The following is a 15144-nucleotide window of genomic DNA, read 5'->3' as shown; positions in this document are numbered from 1 at the left end:
GAATCCCTCCATGAGGAGGGATTCTATGTTCGTTATGAAAGAGCAGCCTGTTGCTTATCCTGCTGTTATGTGATTAAGCTTGTTCCTTCTCCCGCTTGCGGCGCATCATGCTGAGCACGATCGCACCGCCGAATACTACGATCATGGCAGCGAAGAACAGGTAATGCGAAATTTCGATATGGAACGCTCCGAGAAGCATCTTCACCGCGATAACCGCGATCAGGATGAACGCCGCTTTCTCCAGCTCTGGGAAACGCTCGATCAGCCTCAGGAATACTTGCGCGACGCCGCGCATCATCAGTACGCCAATAATGCCGCCCAAGAACAGTACCCATACTTCGTTGCTGATACCGAACGCCGCGATAACGCTGTCGATACTGAACGCGATATCCATCAACTCGACCATCAATACCGTCTTCCAGAAGCCATAGCCTTTATTGCTGCCTTCACCGTCATCCCCATGCTTGAATATCCCTTTGTAGGCGATGAACATGAGGTAAGCGGCGCCTAATATTTTGACAAGTGTAATCTTGACTAAGAACGTACCGAGACCGATCGCGAGGAACCGGAATATGTATGCGCCCAGCAAGCCGTAGAACAATGCCTTCTTCTGCTGTTCCTTCGGCAAATGGCGGACCATGACCGCAAGCACGAGCGCGTTATCGGCGGACAAAAGTCCTTCCAGAATAACGAGGCTTAGAATAATGCCCCAGCTCGCTGGACTGGAGAACGTCGCGGCCATATCTGCCCACGAGAAGAAATGCCCGTAGTTTTCTCCAATGTCATTGATAAAATCGGTGAACCAACCCATGAATACTGCCTCCATTAGTGTCGTTAGTAGAATTGTCTGCTTGCTGTATCCGTTACTGCTTGCTGCCGGCTACCCAGCGCATTCCCCAGCCGTAATCCTGATCGAGTTCGGAATGCTTGTTATAAAATTGAACGAGCCGCTCGATGCTGAACGTCTCATTGTTCACATTCTGGATCATCGCTATGGCGCACATGCCCTTACGGTTGTCGTACTCGTTCATATGCACGATAATGTCCGGACCGCCGCTCTGGCTGATCGTAACGACACCGTCCGCTTCCGACCAGTTCGCGACTCCCTCATAGATGAACGTGAAGACGAGAATACGTTCAATCTCGCTCACTTTGGCGCCATTGATGCGAATGTTCTCGCCCGTCTTTACCGTTCCGGTACGATCGTCGCCATCCAGCATAATGTACGGAGCTCTCGTGAGCGAGCCGAACGAATTGCCGAGCGCCTGCACGACGCCCTTGCGTCCGTCCTTCAGCTCGAACAGACAAGCGAGGTCGAGATCGATCGACCGGCCGCCTCGTCCGAACAACCCGCTCTTCCCCGTACGCTGATTCCAGTTCAGATTGACTAAAATCTCGCCGAGCGATCCTCCGGACGACTTCGTCAGGTTGATTCGGTCGCCTTTCTTCTTCAGCTCGATCTTCGTCAGATTCAGCTTGTGCGGTTCAGATGAAGATGAAGATGAAGACGATGACGTAAACGTAGACGAAGGCGGAGACGCAGATGCGTCACTGCTGCCGCGGGACGACTGCTGCGCAAGCGATATCGCCGAAGAGGACGTCCGCGGAGGCGTTGGAGCAGCCGGCGGCGGCACAGGAGCAGGAGTAGGAGCCGGCGTGGGCTTGTCCGAACCGGACGATCCTGCAGGCTCGTCCTTCACGACGATGCCGAAGTTTCCGCACAGAGCATTGAGCCCGCCCGAGAAGCCGGACCCGATCGCGTTGAACTTCCATTCGCCATTATATCGATATAACTCCCCGATGACGACTGCGTTCTCAACGGAGAAGTTGTTTCCAAGGTCATACCGGATCACTTCCTGACCGGTGGTCCCGTTCAGAAACCGGATATAGGCATCGTTCACTTGCTTGAAGCTCTGCCGTTCATTGTATAACGTAAGACTGAACGCGATTTTGTCCACTTGCGCCGGAGCCTTCTGCAGATCGATATCGAACGTCTTACGGTCGGTATTGCTCCCGTCCTCATAGCGGATAAATCCGTTCGAACGGTTGTTGTAGAAAATCAGGTCTTCATCTCTTGCCGTCATTCCATTAGCGCCTAATAGAAAGGCCGATGTGTCCAGCTCCACCTCTTGCGACGACGTCCATCCGATGCCGACGCTAAGCTTGGTCAAGCCGGGATTCGTTTTCGTTAAATCGAGCTTCTGCCCTTTCACTGCCGACACCGACATCCTAGTCACCCTTTGAACTTAATCGTGGATTAGGAGGAACAAGCCCGCTCTTGCGCGGGCCGCCACAGTACCTCACTTCAGCTAGCTTGCGTCCAAACCGTAGTTATTGCACAGAGCTGCCAATCCGCCAGCGAAACCGCTGCCGATCGCTTGGAACTTCCATTCTTCGCCATGGCGGTAAAATTCGCAGAATACGACCGCCGTCTCCGTCGAGAAATCCTCGCCGAGATCATAGCGCAGCACTTCGCGGTCCGACGAAGCGTCGACGACGCGTACGAATGCGTTGGAGACTTGTCCAAAATTCTGCTTGCGCGTCTCATAATCGTAGATCGTTACCGTAACGCCGATCCGGTGAATATTAGCCGGCACTTTGCTGAAGTCGATAGCCACTTGTTCATCGTCGCCGTCGCCTTCGCCCGTCCGGTTATCGCCCGCATGGACAACCGAGCCGTTGCCGCCCTGCTTATTATTATAGAAGACAAAATCATCGGCGCCTTTGGCCTTGCCGTCCTCATGGAGCAGGAATACGGAAGCGTCCAGGTCGAAATCAGCTCCGCCGTTATATTTGTTCGTGTCCCAGCCGAGACCGACTGTAACTTTCGTAAGACCCGGATTCGTCTTCGTTAGGTCTACGCGTTGTCCTTTGGAAAGTGAGATGCTCATGAATCAATCATCCTCTCCTCGTAAAATCGTGCGGCAGACAGCCGCCGGAGCGATCGTCTGCCGCACGGGCATTCTAAGTTTATTATTACAGGCCGTAGTCGCGAACCAAGCCGGCAAGACCATCCTTATAGCCGCTGCCGATTGCACTGAACTTCCATTCGCCGCTGTGGCGGTACAGCTCGCCGACGACAACGCCTGTCTCGATCGAGAAGTCTTCGCCAAGATCGAAGCGAATCAGTTCGTTGCCGCTGTTCTCATCCAGAATACGGACATATGCGCGGGATACTTGACCAAAGTTCTGGCTGCGCTCTACCGCTTCATAGATCGTAATCGTGAACGCGATTTTCTCCACGTTCGCCGGTACGTTAGCGAGGTCGATGTTGATTTGCTCGTCGTCGCCTTCGCCTGCGCCCGTACGGTTATCGCCCGTATGTACGACGGAACCGTTCTCGTTCTGGCGGTTATTGAAATAAATCAGGTTGCTTTCATTCTCGACCTTGCCTGCGGCGTTAGCCAAGAATACAGATACGTCGAGGTCAAAATCTTTGCCGCCGTCGTATTTGTTCGTATCCCATCCCAGACCAACCGTAATCTTCGTCAGTCCCGGGTTTGTTTTCGTCAGATCGACCTTCTGGCCTTTCGTCAAGCTGATAGCCATGGCGAACACCTCTTTCTGCCGGTCAGGCATTATATCAAGCTGAGCGAATCTTAACGATGCTCAGCCGCTAATTGGTTCACGTGCACAGCGTGCGTGCCTTCACCGATCGCTGCGAATTTCCATTCGCCGTCGTGACGGTAAATTTCGCCGCAGATCAATGCCGTCTTGCCTGCATAGCCTTCGCTCAAGTTGAAACGCACCAGCTCGCTGCCCGTCGTTCCGTCCATGACACGAATGTATGCGGATTGAATCATGCCGAAGTCTTGCTTACGGTTCACGCAGTCATAAATATTGACGACCGCGCGGATCTTGCTGACGTTCGCCGGAACTTTGGCCAGATCGATAAAAATTTGCTCGTCATCACCGTCTCCATCGCCTGTAAGGTTGTCACCGGAATGGATAACGGATTGGCAAGGGCTTTGTTTATTGTAGAAAGCAACAACATGATGATCATTGGTCAACTTCGAGTGCTCATTCAGCATAAGCACGGAAGCGTCGCAATCGATGTTGGCCTGCTTCTTCACGCCGAAGAAACCGCGCGATTGAACCGGATCCCAGCCGAGACCGACCGTAACCTTCGTTAATCCCGCTCTGCCTTTCGTAAGGTCAATCTTCTGACCTTTCACCAAACTGATCGACATAGCATGCTCACCTCCTTCCCACATGTATCCTGCATCGCAATCTTCCCCGAGCAAGCAGGACTAAAGCCTTGAATTTCCAGCCTCTAGCTCCCACTATACTCTAGTAACCTCCAAAAATCTACTTGCTTATACAAACATTTAGGCTCTTCAAATCGGTGCCGTCTCATACCTCTGCTTCCAAAAATTATTTAACCATAAAGGCGACGGTTCAACCGAAATCGGCTGTCTCATTAGACGAAGCGACCGCCTAATAAGTTACTGCCTGTATCCAATACGCCCATCATGCCAAAAGGATTCAAAAAAAGTAAAAAGAACGGCTGGCCGATGCCGAAGCATCGCCCGAGCCGTTCTGTAGCAGGCGATATTTACGCCAGTCTTAGCCAGCTTACGCGGATGTCGCCGGTCAACAGGAGATACACGTTGCGGCGTCCGGCCGCCCCTTGCAGCGCAGCATCGAATGTACTCCATTGCTGCACGCCCCCCGTCGGCGCCACATCAAGCGCCCCTGCAACCGGACCGTTCGGCGAATCGAGCCGAATCTCGATGCGGCCGCCTTGTTCGCTGCTTGCCGCACGCACTTCGAATGAGGATGCGCCGCTGTGAAGCTCCGCATCCATGAATGCGATCCAGCCGCTGTCGCCCGTCAGTTCTGCGCAGGCGAACCCTTCCTTGCTCTCGCCAAGGAAGACGCCTTCGTAATCGTCGAAGTTTTCCGCATTCGTCCGGATGCTCAGATCGCGAGGCGGTATCGTTTCTCCGTTAATCTGAACGGCAGCCTCCGCGCGGATGTCGCTTGAGGTGCTTCCGATCATGAGCGTATAGGTACCGGACTCGACTGCATATTTCTCCCGCGTTACGTCCCAGATTGCCAGTTCGGCCGCCGGCACCTTGAACGTGACGGTCTGCGCTTCGCCCGGCTGCAGTTCAATACGGCGGAAGCCATGCAGCTTTTTGATCGGCCGCTTCACACGGGATTGCCCTCCGCGCACATACAATTGGACGACCTCCTCGCCTGTTGCATGGCTCGTGTTCTCCACCCGGATCGACACAGCAACCTCCCCTTCAGCACCAATGACAGCCGCTTCAAGCTGCGGTTCGCCGTAAGCAAACGAGGAATACGATAAACCGTGGCCGAACGGATACAGCGGCGTATCCTCGAAGTACAAGTACGTGCGCTTGCTCTTCGCAATATCGTAATCCATAATGCCGGTCAGTTGGTCCTCGGAACGGTACCAGGTCATATTCAACCGGCCTGCCGGATTATAGTCGCCGAATAGGACGTCCGCCAGCGCATTGCCATGCTCTTGCCCGGAATGAGACGAATAGATAACGGCCGGAATATGCTCTTCAATCCAATTGAGCGTGAACGGATAGCCTCCCGTTACGACGACAACCGTATTCGGATTCGCTTCATAGACCGCTTTGACGAGACGTTCCTGCGCCTCGGCGAGCTCTAGACCCGGACGGTCGATTTCTTCCTTGCCGTTCACGAGCGGGTTGTTGCCGACGAAGACGACCGCGACTTCGGACTGCTTCGCCGCCTCGACCGCCGCTTGCAGACCGTTAAGAACGACTTCTTTCTCGAACAGCTCGGACGCCTTGTATGCGCGGGCAGGTTCGGCATCCTCGACTGTAAGCGAGCCATCCGCTGACGCGCCGACCGTCCGGTTGTTCCAAGTCGATATCGCCACGGCACCATCTTCCTGCGGCAGCAGGTGGAACACTTCCTTCACGAACCAGCCGAACACTTCGTCCGCCGAAGCCGTTACGTTCGTCTCGTCCGTCGTGACGTATTTGCCGCTGCTCTCCGCCTGAAGCGTCAGGCTGCCCCAGCCCCAATCGTCGAGCTTGAACGTTTCTGCGTTATCCTCATCAGCCGATGCCGCAAGCGGATGTCCTTCGCTGCCGGCAATCGCCACATACCGGCCGCTGTCCTTAGCGCGCAGCTTAATCCGGTCCATGCCGTCGGCGAAAGCGACCGTTGCGCCTTCCAGCTTCTTGCGGATCGCTTGAAGCGGCGTTACCTTGTACGGGAAAGTGCCAGAGTACCAGTCGCGGTACACAATATCGCCGAGCGGGCCGATGACGGCCGCTTTGCTCAGCTTGCTGGCATCAAGCGGCAGAATGCCGTCATTTTTAAGCAGGACGACATTTTTACGCGCAGCCTTGAGCGACAGAGCCTGATGCTGCGGAGCCATGAGCGACGACTCGCCGATCGCCGCATACGGCACCTGCTCTTGCGGATCGAATTCGCCAAGACGCATCCGGACTCGGAACGTATTGGACAACGCGCGGTCCAAATCCGATTCGGCAAGCAGCTCCTGCTCCAGCGCTTCGCGGATGGCATCCGTAACCGCCTTCGCCTCATCCGTAATGCTGTCAATGCCGGCCTTGATCGTGTCCGCTACAGCAAGCGCCATCGAGTCGTAATAGTGGTGATCCTTCACGATTCCAATCATATCGCCAGCGTCGCTAACGATAAAGCCGTCCATCCATTGCTCCTTCACCACGCTGTTAACCGTCTCATGCAGAAGCGCGGGCGTGCCATTGATCGAGTTGTATGCCGTCATCATCGACTGGGCGCCGCCCTTGACGAACGCCGGCTCGAACGCTTTGAAGTAATATTCGCGCATGCTGCGCGGATCGATACTCACCGAGCAGCTACCGCGGTTCATTTCATTGTTATTGCCCAGAAAATGCTTCAAAGAAGCAACCGCTTTCAAATATTTCGGATGATCGCCTTGAATGCCTTGCGTCATCGCAGCCGACAGCTCGCCCGTCAGATGCGGATCCTCGCCGTAAGCCTCTTCCGTCCGTCCCCAACGCGGATCCCGCTCCATATCGACAGTCGGCGCCCACAGCGTGAGGCCGTTCACCGCCGGATTACGCTTGTAGAACACTCGCGCCTCCGTCCCGATAACGTCGCCGACTTCCTTCATTAGATCTTGATCCCATGTGCATCCAAGGCCGATCGGCTGAGGGAACGAAGTCGCTTCTCCGAGCCAAGCAATGCCGTGCGCACCCTCGGTGCCATGCTTGTAAGCCCCAATACCGAGCCGCTCGACGGCGGTCATATATTGCGGCATCAGATTGATTTTCTCCTCCAGCGTCAACCGCGACACCAGATCCTGCACGCGTTCCTCAAGCGGCAGTTCCGGATTGCGGAACGGAAATTCGTAGTTCGTCATATCGTTTCCCCTTTATAATGAGTGGTTTCTTATTGCATGATGGCCTGAACACATCACGGACATATTGTCCGTTCGTTTAACCCAATCAAGCCGGTTCATCCGATCAAATCTCCACCCCATTATACCGACGGAAATGACATAAAACAATTACTAAAACGATTTCGGTAACGCTTACAATTGGGTTTTCACTGAATTTAGGGATTGTTCTTCTTTGTCGTTAAGGGGGATTTCATCCCCCTTCCTTCTCTTCAGCGGATAACGAACGGAAAAGGTGTCCCGTCTGCGTTTGCGTCTGCCGAACCACTTGCTTGCTCCATTGCATTTTATACAACGAGATGATCCCCGATCCTGCTAATCCCGTATTCTCATTGCATTCCATACAACGAACATCTGCCTATTAATGGCCAAAACCGCAAAAACAGCCGAGACCTCTGCTTTTCTGTTGTACAAAATGCAATGAGCCGAGCAATAAAACCGGCAGCGGCCGATTCCATTGTACGAATTACAACGAAGCCTCTTGGATGCCTATAGCGATTCGACTAATCGCTTAATAATAGGCACACATCCCCGGCGCAACCGGCGGCCGCGCCCGAATATACTATTTTATCCTGTATGCAAAAATACAACTGGACGACAGCGAGGGTTGCCGATGTCCGCTTATTTGAATTTGACTGAAGTACTCCTCACCATCGAAAAAGCTTTGCGCGAGCGCTCGCCCTTGTCGCTCGTTCGAGTCGGCGACGGCGAGAATATCGTGCTCGCTCAACGCTCCGTATGGAAGATGCGCAGAGTGCTCCGCGAGCGTTGGGCCATTAAAGCGAATAAAGGCGAGAAAGGCGTCACACTGCCGAACATCAAGCTTCGCAACGACCTTGTCCGCGCCATCCGAAGAGCATCGATCGTAGGCATTCTTCCGGCGGGCGACGATCAGATTAAAGCGCCGGCTTATTTGAAACGGCCGCTGACGAACAAGGTGTTTGCCCATTTCAAGCTGAAGCCGGCCGTCACCTGCCATGCGTGCGTGAACCGAATGATGCCGAGAACCCCGTTGTTCTGGGAAATTTTGCAGCGTCAACGCGTTCTGATCGTGACGAGATATCCGGAGCCGCTGAAGGCCGTACTCGAGAGCGACCCTTATTATCTTCACGTTACTCACACGGTTGCCTTCTCTCATTACGACCAGATGGATTCGGCCATGAAAGAAATTGCAGCCATCGACGATGAGTTCGATATCGCGCTGCTCTCCTGCGGCGTGAACGCCGTTGTGCTTGCTCCTCGAATCGCTGCCGCAACGGGGAAAGTCGCCATCGACTTCGGCAAAGGGCCCGAGCAAATTGGCGCCGCGGCACGAAAGCTCAAACGGCCTTGAGCGCCACAGGCTGCAGCATTTCCACTAGCTGTTGCAGCCGCGCGCTGTGTTGCTTCAGTGCTTCCGCAGTCTTCGGTTTAGCCCGTCGTTCCGTCGCCGAACCGCTCCAGCCTGCCGCTTCCGCGCAAGCCTCTCGTCGCATTGCGCGTATCGTATATTAACGCTGCCTTCATGACGATCCGTTCGATCGGCAGCGAGGAATGATTCGTATGGATAACAACGCAATCAGCGCCCGCAAGCACCTCATCCGTCAGATCGACGCCATGCAGTATTCCAGCGTCTTCGAGTCGGACAGAAGGAACGTAAGGATCATAATATTGGACAGAAGCACCTGCAAGAATCAGCATCCGCATTAAAGGCAAGGCACTCGATTCGCGCATATCGGCAACATCTTTCTTATACGTAACGCCGCATAGCAGAATCGACGCGCCAGCCAGCTTTTTACCCGGCTGAAGCAGCCTTTCGATCCGCCCTGCTATATAGTCGGGCATGGTATCATTCATATCCTTCGACAGCTCGATGAACCGGCTGTCTGTACCGGACTGGCGCGCCTTCCATTGCAAGTAAAGCGGATCGACCGGAATGCAGTGGCCGCCGATGCCCGGACCGGGGTAAAATGCATGGAAGCCGTATGGCTTCGTATCTGCTGCTTCGATCACTTCCCATACGTTCACCCCGAGTTGGTCGCACAGCATCGCAAACTCATTCATAAACGATATATTGATAAGCCGGAAGCTATTCTCCAGCAGCTTCGCTGCTTCTGCCGAGTCGGTCGACGACACAGGCACGACTTGCCGGAATACCCGGCCGTACAGATCGGCGACGCGGTTCAAGCAGCTTGCGGTAAGACCGCTGACGATTTTGGGAACTTCCTCGACCGTATAGCTTTGGTTGCCGGGATCGATCCGCTCAGGAGAGTAGGCCAAATGAAATTGAACTCCTGCCTGCAGCCCGCTCTGCTCCAGCAGAGGACGGACAATCTCCTTCGTCGTGCCCGGATATGTCGTACTTTCAAGCACTACAAGCTGGCCCTCGCGGAGAAACGGACGCAGGCTCCGGCACGTATCGGACACGTAACTTAAGTCCGGCGCATGGTCCTCCGTCAGCGGCGTCGGCACGCATAGCACGACCGCCTCCATTGTGGCTAACAGCGAATAGTCGTCGGATACCGTCAAGCCGCCCGAGAAGATCGCGGCTTCCAGTTCCTCATTGCTTATATCCTGAATGTAGCTTTTGGCCCCTCGCAGCATTTGCAGCTTACGACCATCGACTTCAATGCCTGTTACTCGAATTCCGCTGCGAACAAACGCCAATGCAAACGGCAATCCGACATAACCAAGTCCGATGACGCCGACCGACGCGGCCTGCCGATCCGTCTGGCTGCCCGCTCCCGTTAACGACGCCGCGTGCTCCTCCCTCACACTCCCGCCTCCCGATCAGATCATTCTCATGCTATCTATTAACTACTGTACGGACAAGAAGAGAGAATGCGCACGACCGATGTCGGGGACTATCAACCCATTTATTCGGAGAAACAAAGGAGAGATTGGTAGAGTGAGCGGCAGAAGCAAAAGTTCGGGTCAAAACATACTCAAAAACTCAAACAAGAGCTCTGGCAAGAGCTCCAGTCCAAGCACCAGCAAGGGCGGCAGCGAGGCATACGGTGTTACGATCATCACTCCTACTATACGTCCGCAATATATGAAACGGGTGCTCAGCAATTATGCGCGCCAGCAATGGGAGAACAAGGAGCTCATTATTGTATTGAACGGGAATCGAATGAACATGCAAAGGTATTTGCAAGCGGCCGAGCAATACTCTGGCATACATGTCATCCGGCTGCCCGCGAGCAGCACGCTCGGCGATTGCCTGAACGATGCCACCGCTATCGCTTGTTATCCGTACATTGCGAAATTCGACGACGACGATTATTACGGTCCCGGCTATCTGGCGGAAGCTATGGATACGTTCGAGAAGACAGGAGCTGACGTCGTTGGCAAAACCTCGTTCTTCTTCTACTTCCCTCACCGGCGCCAGCTGCTGCTAAGGGAGCGTCCGGTTCAGCCTTACGAGGAAACGAACCGGATTGCGGGCGCGACGATCATGTTCCGGCGAAACGTGCTGGAGACCGTCAGCTTCGGCAAGCGCAAGCAGGGCTCGGACGTACAGTTCATACAGGATTGTTTGCGCAGCGGACTGTCTGTCCGCACCTCCTCAGCGTACAACTTTGCCGCATTCCGCCGCGCGGACCGGCAATCACACACCTGGAAAGTGACCGAACGAAAGCTGTTCACCGATCCAAGGACGAAGGTCTTCCGCACGGATGATTATTGGAAAATCGTTGACCGCCAGCCGGAGCAGCTGCTGCAAACCAGCAGCCGCATCAAAGGCCCGCTGCTGCTGAAGCAGCATAGACAGCCTATAGCCGCTTCCAATCCTTACTGCCTGCGCCGCAGCGGTACCACACCGGCTCGGCGTGGTATAATGAAACGAACCTTACGAATGAACGATTGTCGACACCGTTGACGAAAGGACTTGCTTTCATGCTTTCATACAAATATACGATACCCGGGGCCATCCGCCCCATCTCCCCTGCCGGCAGGAACAGCAGCGCCGGCAAGGACGCTGAGGATAACCGCATGCCGGCGGCTGTCGATGCCCGGCGAGAAGCGTCCTTCTGGGAGGAGCTTGCCGAATTGAATGTTCAATTGAACGCCGACCAGATCGAGGCCGTCCGGCACGGTGACGGGCCGCTGCTGACCATTGCCGGAGCCGGCTCCGGCAAGACGACGACGCTTGCGTGCCGTGCCGCTTATCTCATCGGGGTCCGGGGCGTATCGCCTCGGCATTTGCTGCTCGTTACGTTCTCGCGGAAGGCAGCCGACGAGATGAAGCAGCGCCTTGCCGGCTTGCCGGGCATTTCGGCACGGGCAGCGCAAGCGATCGAAACGCGCACGTTCCATTCCTTCTGCCTGCTGATGCTCCGCCGCCGCGGCGTCACGGCTGCCCTTATCGGCGATGAAGGGCAACAGAGAATGACGGTCAAACGGCTGCTGCGGGAAGCCGGTTCGGTCAGCGATTACGAGCCGGAGACACTGCTCGCTCTGCTGTCTTCCTACAAATGCCGGCTGCTGACGGCAGAAGACTTGCCGGAAGCTTCGCCGTCAGAACGGGAAATCAAACGTGTCCTTATTCGATATGAGCAATGGAAACGAGACAACGGCTTGATCGATTTTGACGATTTGCTGCTGCTTGCCTACCGAATGCTGCTTTCGGAACCAGATCTTCTCGCCTCGCTGCAGGAACGGTTCCGGTACGTCATGGTGGACGAGTTCCAAGATACGAACACGGTCCAATACGAGATCGTCCGTCTTATTGCACAGGGGCAGCGCAATCTAATGGTCGTTGGCGACGACGATCAGACGATCTACTCCTTCAACGGCGCAAGCGCCGACGCCATTCTGTCGTTCGACAAGGTTTATCCGGATGCGAAGGTCGTCACTCTGCGCGTCAATTACCGTTCGAGTGCGGACATCGTCGGACTGGGCAACGCGATTATTCGCGGCAATAAGAACCGCAGGCCGAAGACGTTGACCGTACCGCAAGGCGAGGCTGCTCAGCCGGACGATAGGGCAGCGGCGGACAAGTCCGGCGAAGAGAGCGAGCTTGGCTTGTCCGGCAAGCCTATGTTCGCACGGCCAGCAACGCCGGAGGAAGAGGCTGCAGCCGTGACTGCTTCCATACGGAAGCTTGTCGAGTCCGGCCGATACCGCTGGGGCGACTTCGCCGTTCTATACCGTTCGGCAGGCAGCGGACGGGCGGCGACTGAGCATTTGCTGCAATCGGGCATTCCGGTCGAGGACCATAGCGACGGGCTCTCGTTCTACGACTCGCCGCTCATCCGGCCGGTAATGGCGCATCTCAAGCTCTCACTCAGCCACCGTGATAAGCAAGCAATTGAGGATATGCTTCCAACGCTGTACGTTAACCGGGAGGCAGCGATGAAATGGATCCGCGACAAGGACGCCGAGCAGGCAAAAAAATGGCCGCTTATCCATCTGACCTCCTTCTCCCGGCTTCAGCAGTTTCAGAAGGATGAAGTGCTGGAGCGGCTGCGGCTGATCAAAGCTGCGGTATCCCTCCGCCCGGCGGCGGCAATCCGGCGGATTCGGGAATCGTTCTTCGATAAATTCGCCGAGACGAACCGGGGCGGAACGCCGCATAAGGAAATGATGAAGGAGCTGCTCGACGAGCTGGAATCGTCTGCAGGCCGGTTCGAGACGGTGGAATCGTTCCTCGCTTTCGCAGAAGATATGGCGAAGCGGCAAGCCGAGGCGAAGCAGGCCGGCAGGCCGAACGGACGCCAAGCCGGGAGCAACCGGGGCGCACATGCAGACGGCGCCGCGGAACCGAACGGGAATGCGCCGGCCGCGCAATCTTCCTCTTCCGTCTCCTCCGATCAGGATAACGGACGCGTTCAGCTAATGACGGTTCACAAATCAAAAGGACTGGAGTTTCCGGTCGTGTTCGTCGTTGGCGCTTCCGAGGGCATTATGCCCCACCGCTCCGCCGTACAGCCGCAGCAGCCGAAGCAGACGGCATCCCGGGACGAGCTTGAACGGGAGAAGGAGGAAGCGCTCGAGGAAGAACGCCGGCTGTTGTATGTCGCCGTCACGCGGGCGCGGGAACGGCTGTATGTCAGCTCGCCCGCCTTCTTCCACGGGCAGAAGGCCGACATCTCACGCTTCCTTGCCGAAGCGGCGGGCGTCCGGACATCCGCCGCAAGCTCTCGAGCGGGCAGCAGCGGACGTTAATGAATAAAGGGGCACCAAGTCATGATGGAATGACTTGGTGCCCCTTTGCATTACAGGCTGAGAAGCCGGGAGATCCGGTCCGCCTTCGTAAAGGTGAAACTGCGTGTCCGGAACGATACGGTAAGCGGCTTGCTGCTTCGGTTGCCGAACGAATCGACGGCGTATATGCTCGCCGTATAATCCTGTTCCGGCTTCAGCCCTTTCAGCCGTGCCATAATCGATGCCGGAACCGGCCGCTTATAAAACTCGGAAAAAGCGCTCAGCTTAAGCGTGTTCTTCCGGCTTCCCTTCCGTTTCACTTCGATATCGTAAGCATGAACGAACAAATTGTCGTCCGCCTGATCGAATACGAGGCTTACCGCCGTCGCACTTATTGAATCCGCCACGACCGATGCAGCGGCGTCCGCCGGAAAAGCCGGCTTGATCCGATCGCGGTCATCCGTATAGACGAACGATTGCCGGCTTGCAGGATACGGAATAACCCAATCCTCACCTGTCCAATCGTTCCGGTGGAAATCCCGTCTTCGAACGGTCACTTTATCGCCGGTTACATACACGATGCAGCCTTGCGCGATATCATCGGACGGATGCTTTCCTTGCAACCTGCCCGGCTCCAGCTCGGGGTAACGAATCGACGAAGTGCCGACCGAAGTGAAGTGCCGCTGGTGAATCGTCCGCGGATCGTCGAGCATGTAATGCGAGTGCCCGGAGAACGTCACGGCCTGCGGATAGCGGGCAAGCGCGGCGTACAGCTGTGAATGGCTGCGCGTATGCCCCCACAAGTCGCTCCCGCTCACCGTTCCGCCAATGTGCTGGTGGAAGAAGACGAAGATCGGCTTGTCCGGGCTCGCATGCTCGGCCAGCCGATTCTCCAGCCATTTCAGCTGCGTACCGGACAGTCTGCCTCCGACCGTCTTGTTCTCGCTCCCGATGACGATAAAATGGTAGCCGTTTATCCACTTGTCATAATAGATGTCCGGCATTCCGGTTTTGTTGATAAACAGTCTTCTGCTTTTGACCGCTCTCGGATAACCCCAATAGTCATGGTTGCCGATCGTAAGCAGATGTTCGGCACCAGGCTGTCTGTAGCGGTTATAGATGCTCATGAACGTATCGTATTGAGAGGCTGTTCCGTCATTCGTCAAATCCCCTACGCTTGCCATCGCGTCGTATTGCGGCACGATCCGATTGATCTGCGCAAGTACGTCCTCGAATTTCGTCTCCGACTTGCCGCCTCTCCCGATGTGAATATCGCTTATGACGGGAAAGACGAGATTGTAGCCGTCGCTGCGTTTCACCGTGCTATAAGGATCAGCCGACGTGCCGGCTGATTGCTCTTCAACCGTTACGGTCGGCGCCGCCGCCGCAACCGCGAATATCATGCTGTGCATGACTAACAAGCCTGCCGTTAACCGGATCAGCCGCCGGAATCGTCTTTGCGTTTGCTTCGTCACGTAAGATACACCTTCCCCGTAACCTCAATGGCCGTGCCACGCAATTGCGTTCCTGTAGTATACATCGAAGCGGCTGGAAACATCCGTATCCCGTTCTATTGCTTGCGGACAAAGAGACGATGAGATTTA

The 15144-nt window shown here is 55.5% G+C and carries 11 protein-coding genes; 3 read left to right on the top strand and 8 right to left on the bottom strand.

What is annotated here, in order from left to right:
- Positions 1-73: 73 nt before the first annotated feature.
- From PKO01S_RS08295 to PKO01S_RS08270, 6 genes are all read right to left on the bottom strand, one after another.
- Entirely contained in the window at positions 74-811 is a 738-nt protein-coding gene (locus PKO01S_RS08295; protein ID WP_127530862.1) for a TerC family protein, read from the bottom strand.
- A gap of 52 nt (positions 812-863) precedes the next feature.
- The gene (locus tag PKO01S_RS08290; protein WP_127530861.1) at positions 864-2228 is read right to left on the bottom strand and encodes a TerD family protein; all 1365 of its coding nucleotides are present in this window, start codon (positions 2226-2228) and stop codon (positions 864-866) included.
- An 81-nt stretch (positions 2229-2309) separates the two neighbouring features.
- Complete coding sequence (locus PKO01S_RS08285; protein ID WP_127530860.1) at positions 2310-2891, bottom strand: TerD family protein; 582 nt, start codon at positions 2889-2891, stop codon at positions 2310-2312.
- A gap of 85 nt (positions 2892-2976) precedes the next feature.
- Positions 2977-3549, bottom strand: coding sequence for a TerD family protein (locus tag PKO01S_RS08280; protein ID WP_127530859.1), 573 nt, complete (start codon positions 3547-3549; stop codon positions 2977-2979).
- 50 nt (positions 3550-3599) lie between these two features.
- Complete coding sequence (locus tag PKO01S_RS08275) at positions 3600-4190, bottom strand: TerD family protein (protein ID WP_127530858.1); 591 nt, start codon at positions 4188-4190, stop codon at positions 3600-3602.
- Positions 4191-4555: 365 nt separating this feature from the next.
- Positions 4556-7378 carry a glycoside hydrolase family 3 protein gene (locus tag PKO01S_RS08270; RefSeq protein ID WP_127530857.1) on the bottom strand — a complete coding sequence of 941 codons (2823 nt, stop codon included), beginning with the start codon at positions 7376-7378 and terminating at the stop codon, positions 4556-4558.
- 649 nt (positions 7379-8027) lie between these two features.
- Here PKO01S_RS08270 and PKO01S_RS08265 point away from each other — a divergent pair.
- Positions 8028-8747 carry a GT-D fold domain-containing glycosyltransferase gene (locus tag PKO01S_RS08265; protein ID WP_174818558.1) on the top strand — a complete coding sequence of 240 codons (720 nt, stop codon included), beginning with the start codon at positions 8028-8030 and terminating at the stop codon, positions 8745-8747.
- Between the two features lie 77 nt (positions 8748-8824).
- Here the strand turns inward: PKO01S_RS08265 and PKO01S_RS08260 are convergent, their stop codons facing one another.
- A complete protein-coding gene (locus PKO01S_RS08260) occupies positions 8825-10168 on the bottom strand; it encodes a nucleotide sugar dehydrogenase (RefSeq protein ID WP_127530855.1) in 1344 nt (447 codons plus the stop codon).
- A 133-nt stretch (positions 10169-10301) separates the two neighbouring features.
- Here PKO01S_RS08260 and PKO01S_RS08255 point away from each other — a divergent pair, with 133 nt between their 5' ends.
- Positions 10302-11273, top strand: coding sequence for a glycosyltransferase (locus tag PKO01S_RS08255; protein WP_246070489.1), 972 nt, complete (start codon positions 10302-10304; stop codon positions 11271-11273).
- Between the two features lie 17 nt (positions 11274-11290).
- On the top strand, positions 11291-13561 hold the full coding sequence (locus PKO01S_RS08250; protein ID WP_127530853.1) for an ATP-dependent helicase: 2271 nt from the start codon (positions 11291-11293) through the stop codon (positions 13559-13561).
- A 50-nt stretch (positions 13562-13611) separates the two neighbouring features.
- Here the strand turns inward: PKO01S_RS08250 and PKO01S_RS08245 are convergent, their stop codons facing one another.
- The gene (locus PKO01S_RS08245) at positions 13612-15015 is read right to left on the bottom strand and encodes a metallophosphoesterase (protein WP_127530852.1); all 1404 of its coding nucleotides are present in this window, start codon (positions 15013-15015) and stop codon (positions 13612-13614) included.
- Between the last annotated feature and the right edge of the window lie 129 nt (positions 15016-15144).

Source organism: Paenibacillus kobensis NBRC 15729 (genome assembly GCF_004000825.1).
In the GTDB taxonomy this organism is placed as follows: domain Bacteria; phylum Bacillota; class Bacilli; order Paenibacillales; family Paenibacillaceae; genus Paenibacillus_T; species Paenibacillus_T kobensis.
Note: the sequence above shows the minus strand (reverse complement) of the source record. Positions and strands in the feature narration are given on the sequence as shown.

What these genes read in the sequence shown, in the direction of transcription:
- PKO01S_RS08295 (WP_127530862.1), bottom strand. Translation starts at nt 811, where the DNA reads ATGGGTTGGTTCACCGATTTTATCAATGACATTGGAGAAAACTACGGG.
- PKO01S_RS08270 (WP_127530857.1), bottom strand. Translation starts at nt 7,378, where the DNA reads ATGACGAACTACGAATTTCCGTTCCGCAATCCGGAACTGCCGCTTGAG.
- PKO01S_RS08290 (WP_127530861.1), bottom strand. Translation starts at nt 2,228, where the DNA reads ATGTCGGTGTCGGCAGTGAAAGGGCAGAAGCTCGATTTAACGAAAACG.
- PKO01S_RS08275 (WP_127530858.1), bottom strand. Translation starts at nt 4,190, where the DNA reads ATGTCGATCAGTTTGGTGAAAGGTCAGAAGATTGACCTTACGAAAGGC.
- PKO01S_RS08285 (WP_127530860.1), bottom strand. Translation starts at nt 2,891, where the DNA reads ATGAGCATCTCACTTTCCAAAGGACAACGCGTAGACCTAACGAAGACG.
- PKO01S_RS08280 (WP_127530859.1), bottom strand. Translation starts at nt 3,549, where the DNA reads ATGGCTATCAGCTTGACGAAAGGCCAGAAGGTCGATCTGACGAAAACA.
- PKO01S_RS08265 (WP_174818558.1), top strand. Translation starts at nt 8,028, where the DNA reads ATGTCCGCTTATTTGAATTTGACTGAAGTACTCCTCACCATCGAAAAA.
- PKO01S_RS08250 (WP_127530853.1), top strand. Translation starts at nt 11,291, where the DNA reads ATGCTTTCATACAAATATACGATACCCGGGGCCATCCGCCCCATCTCC.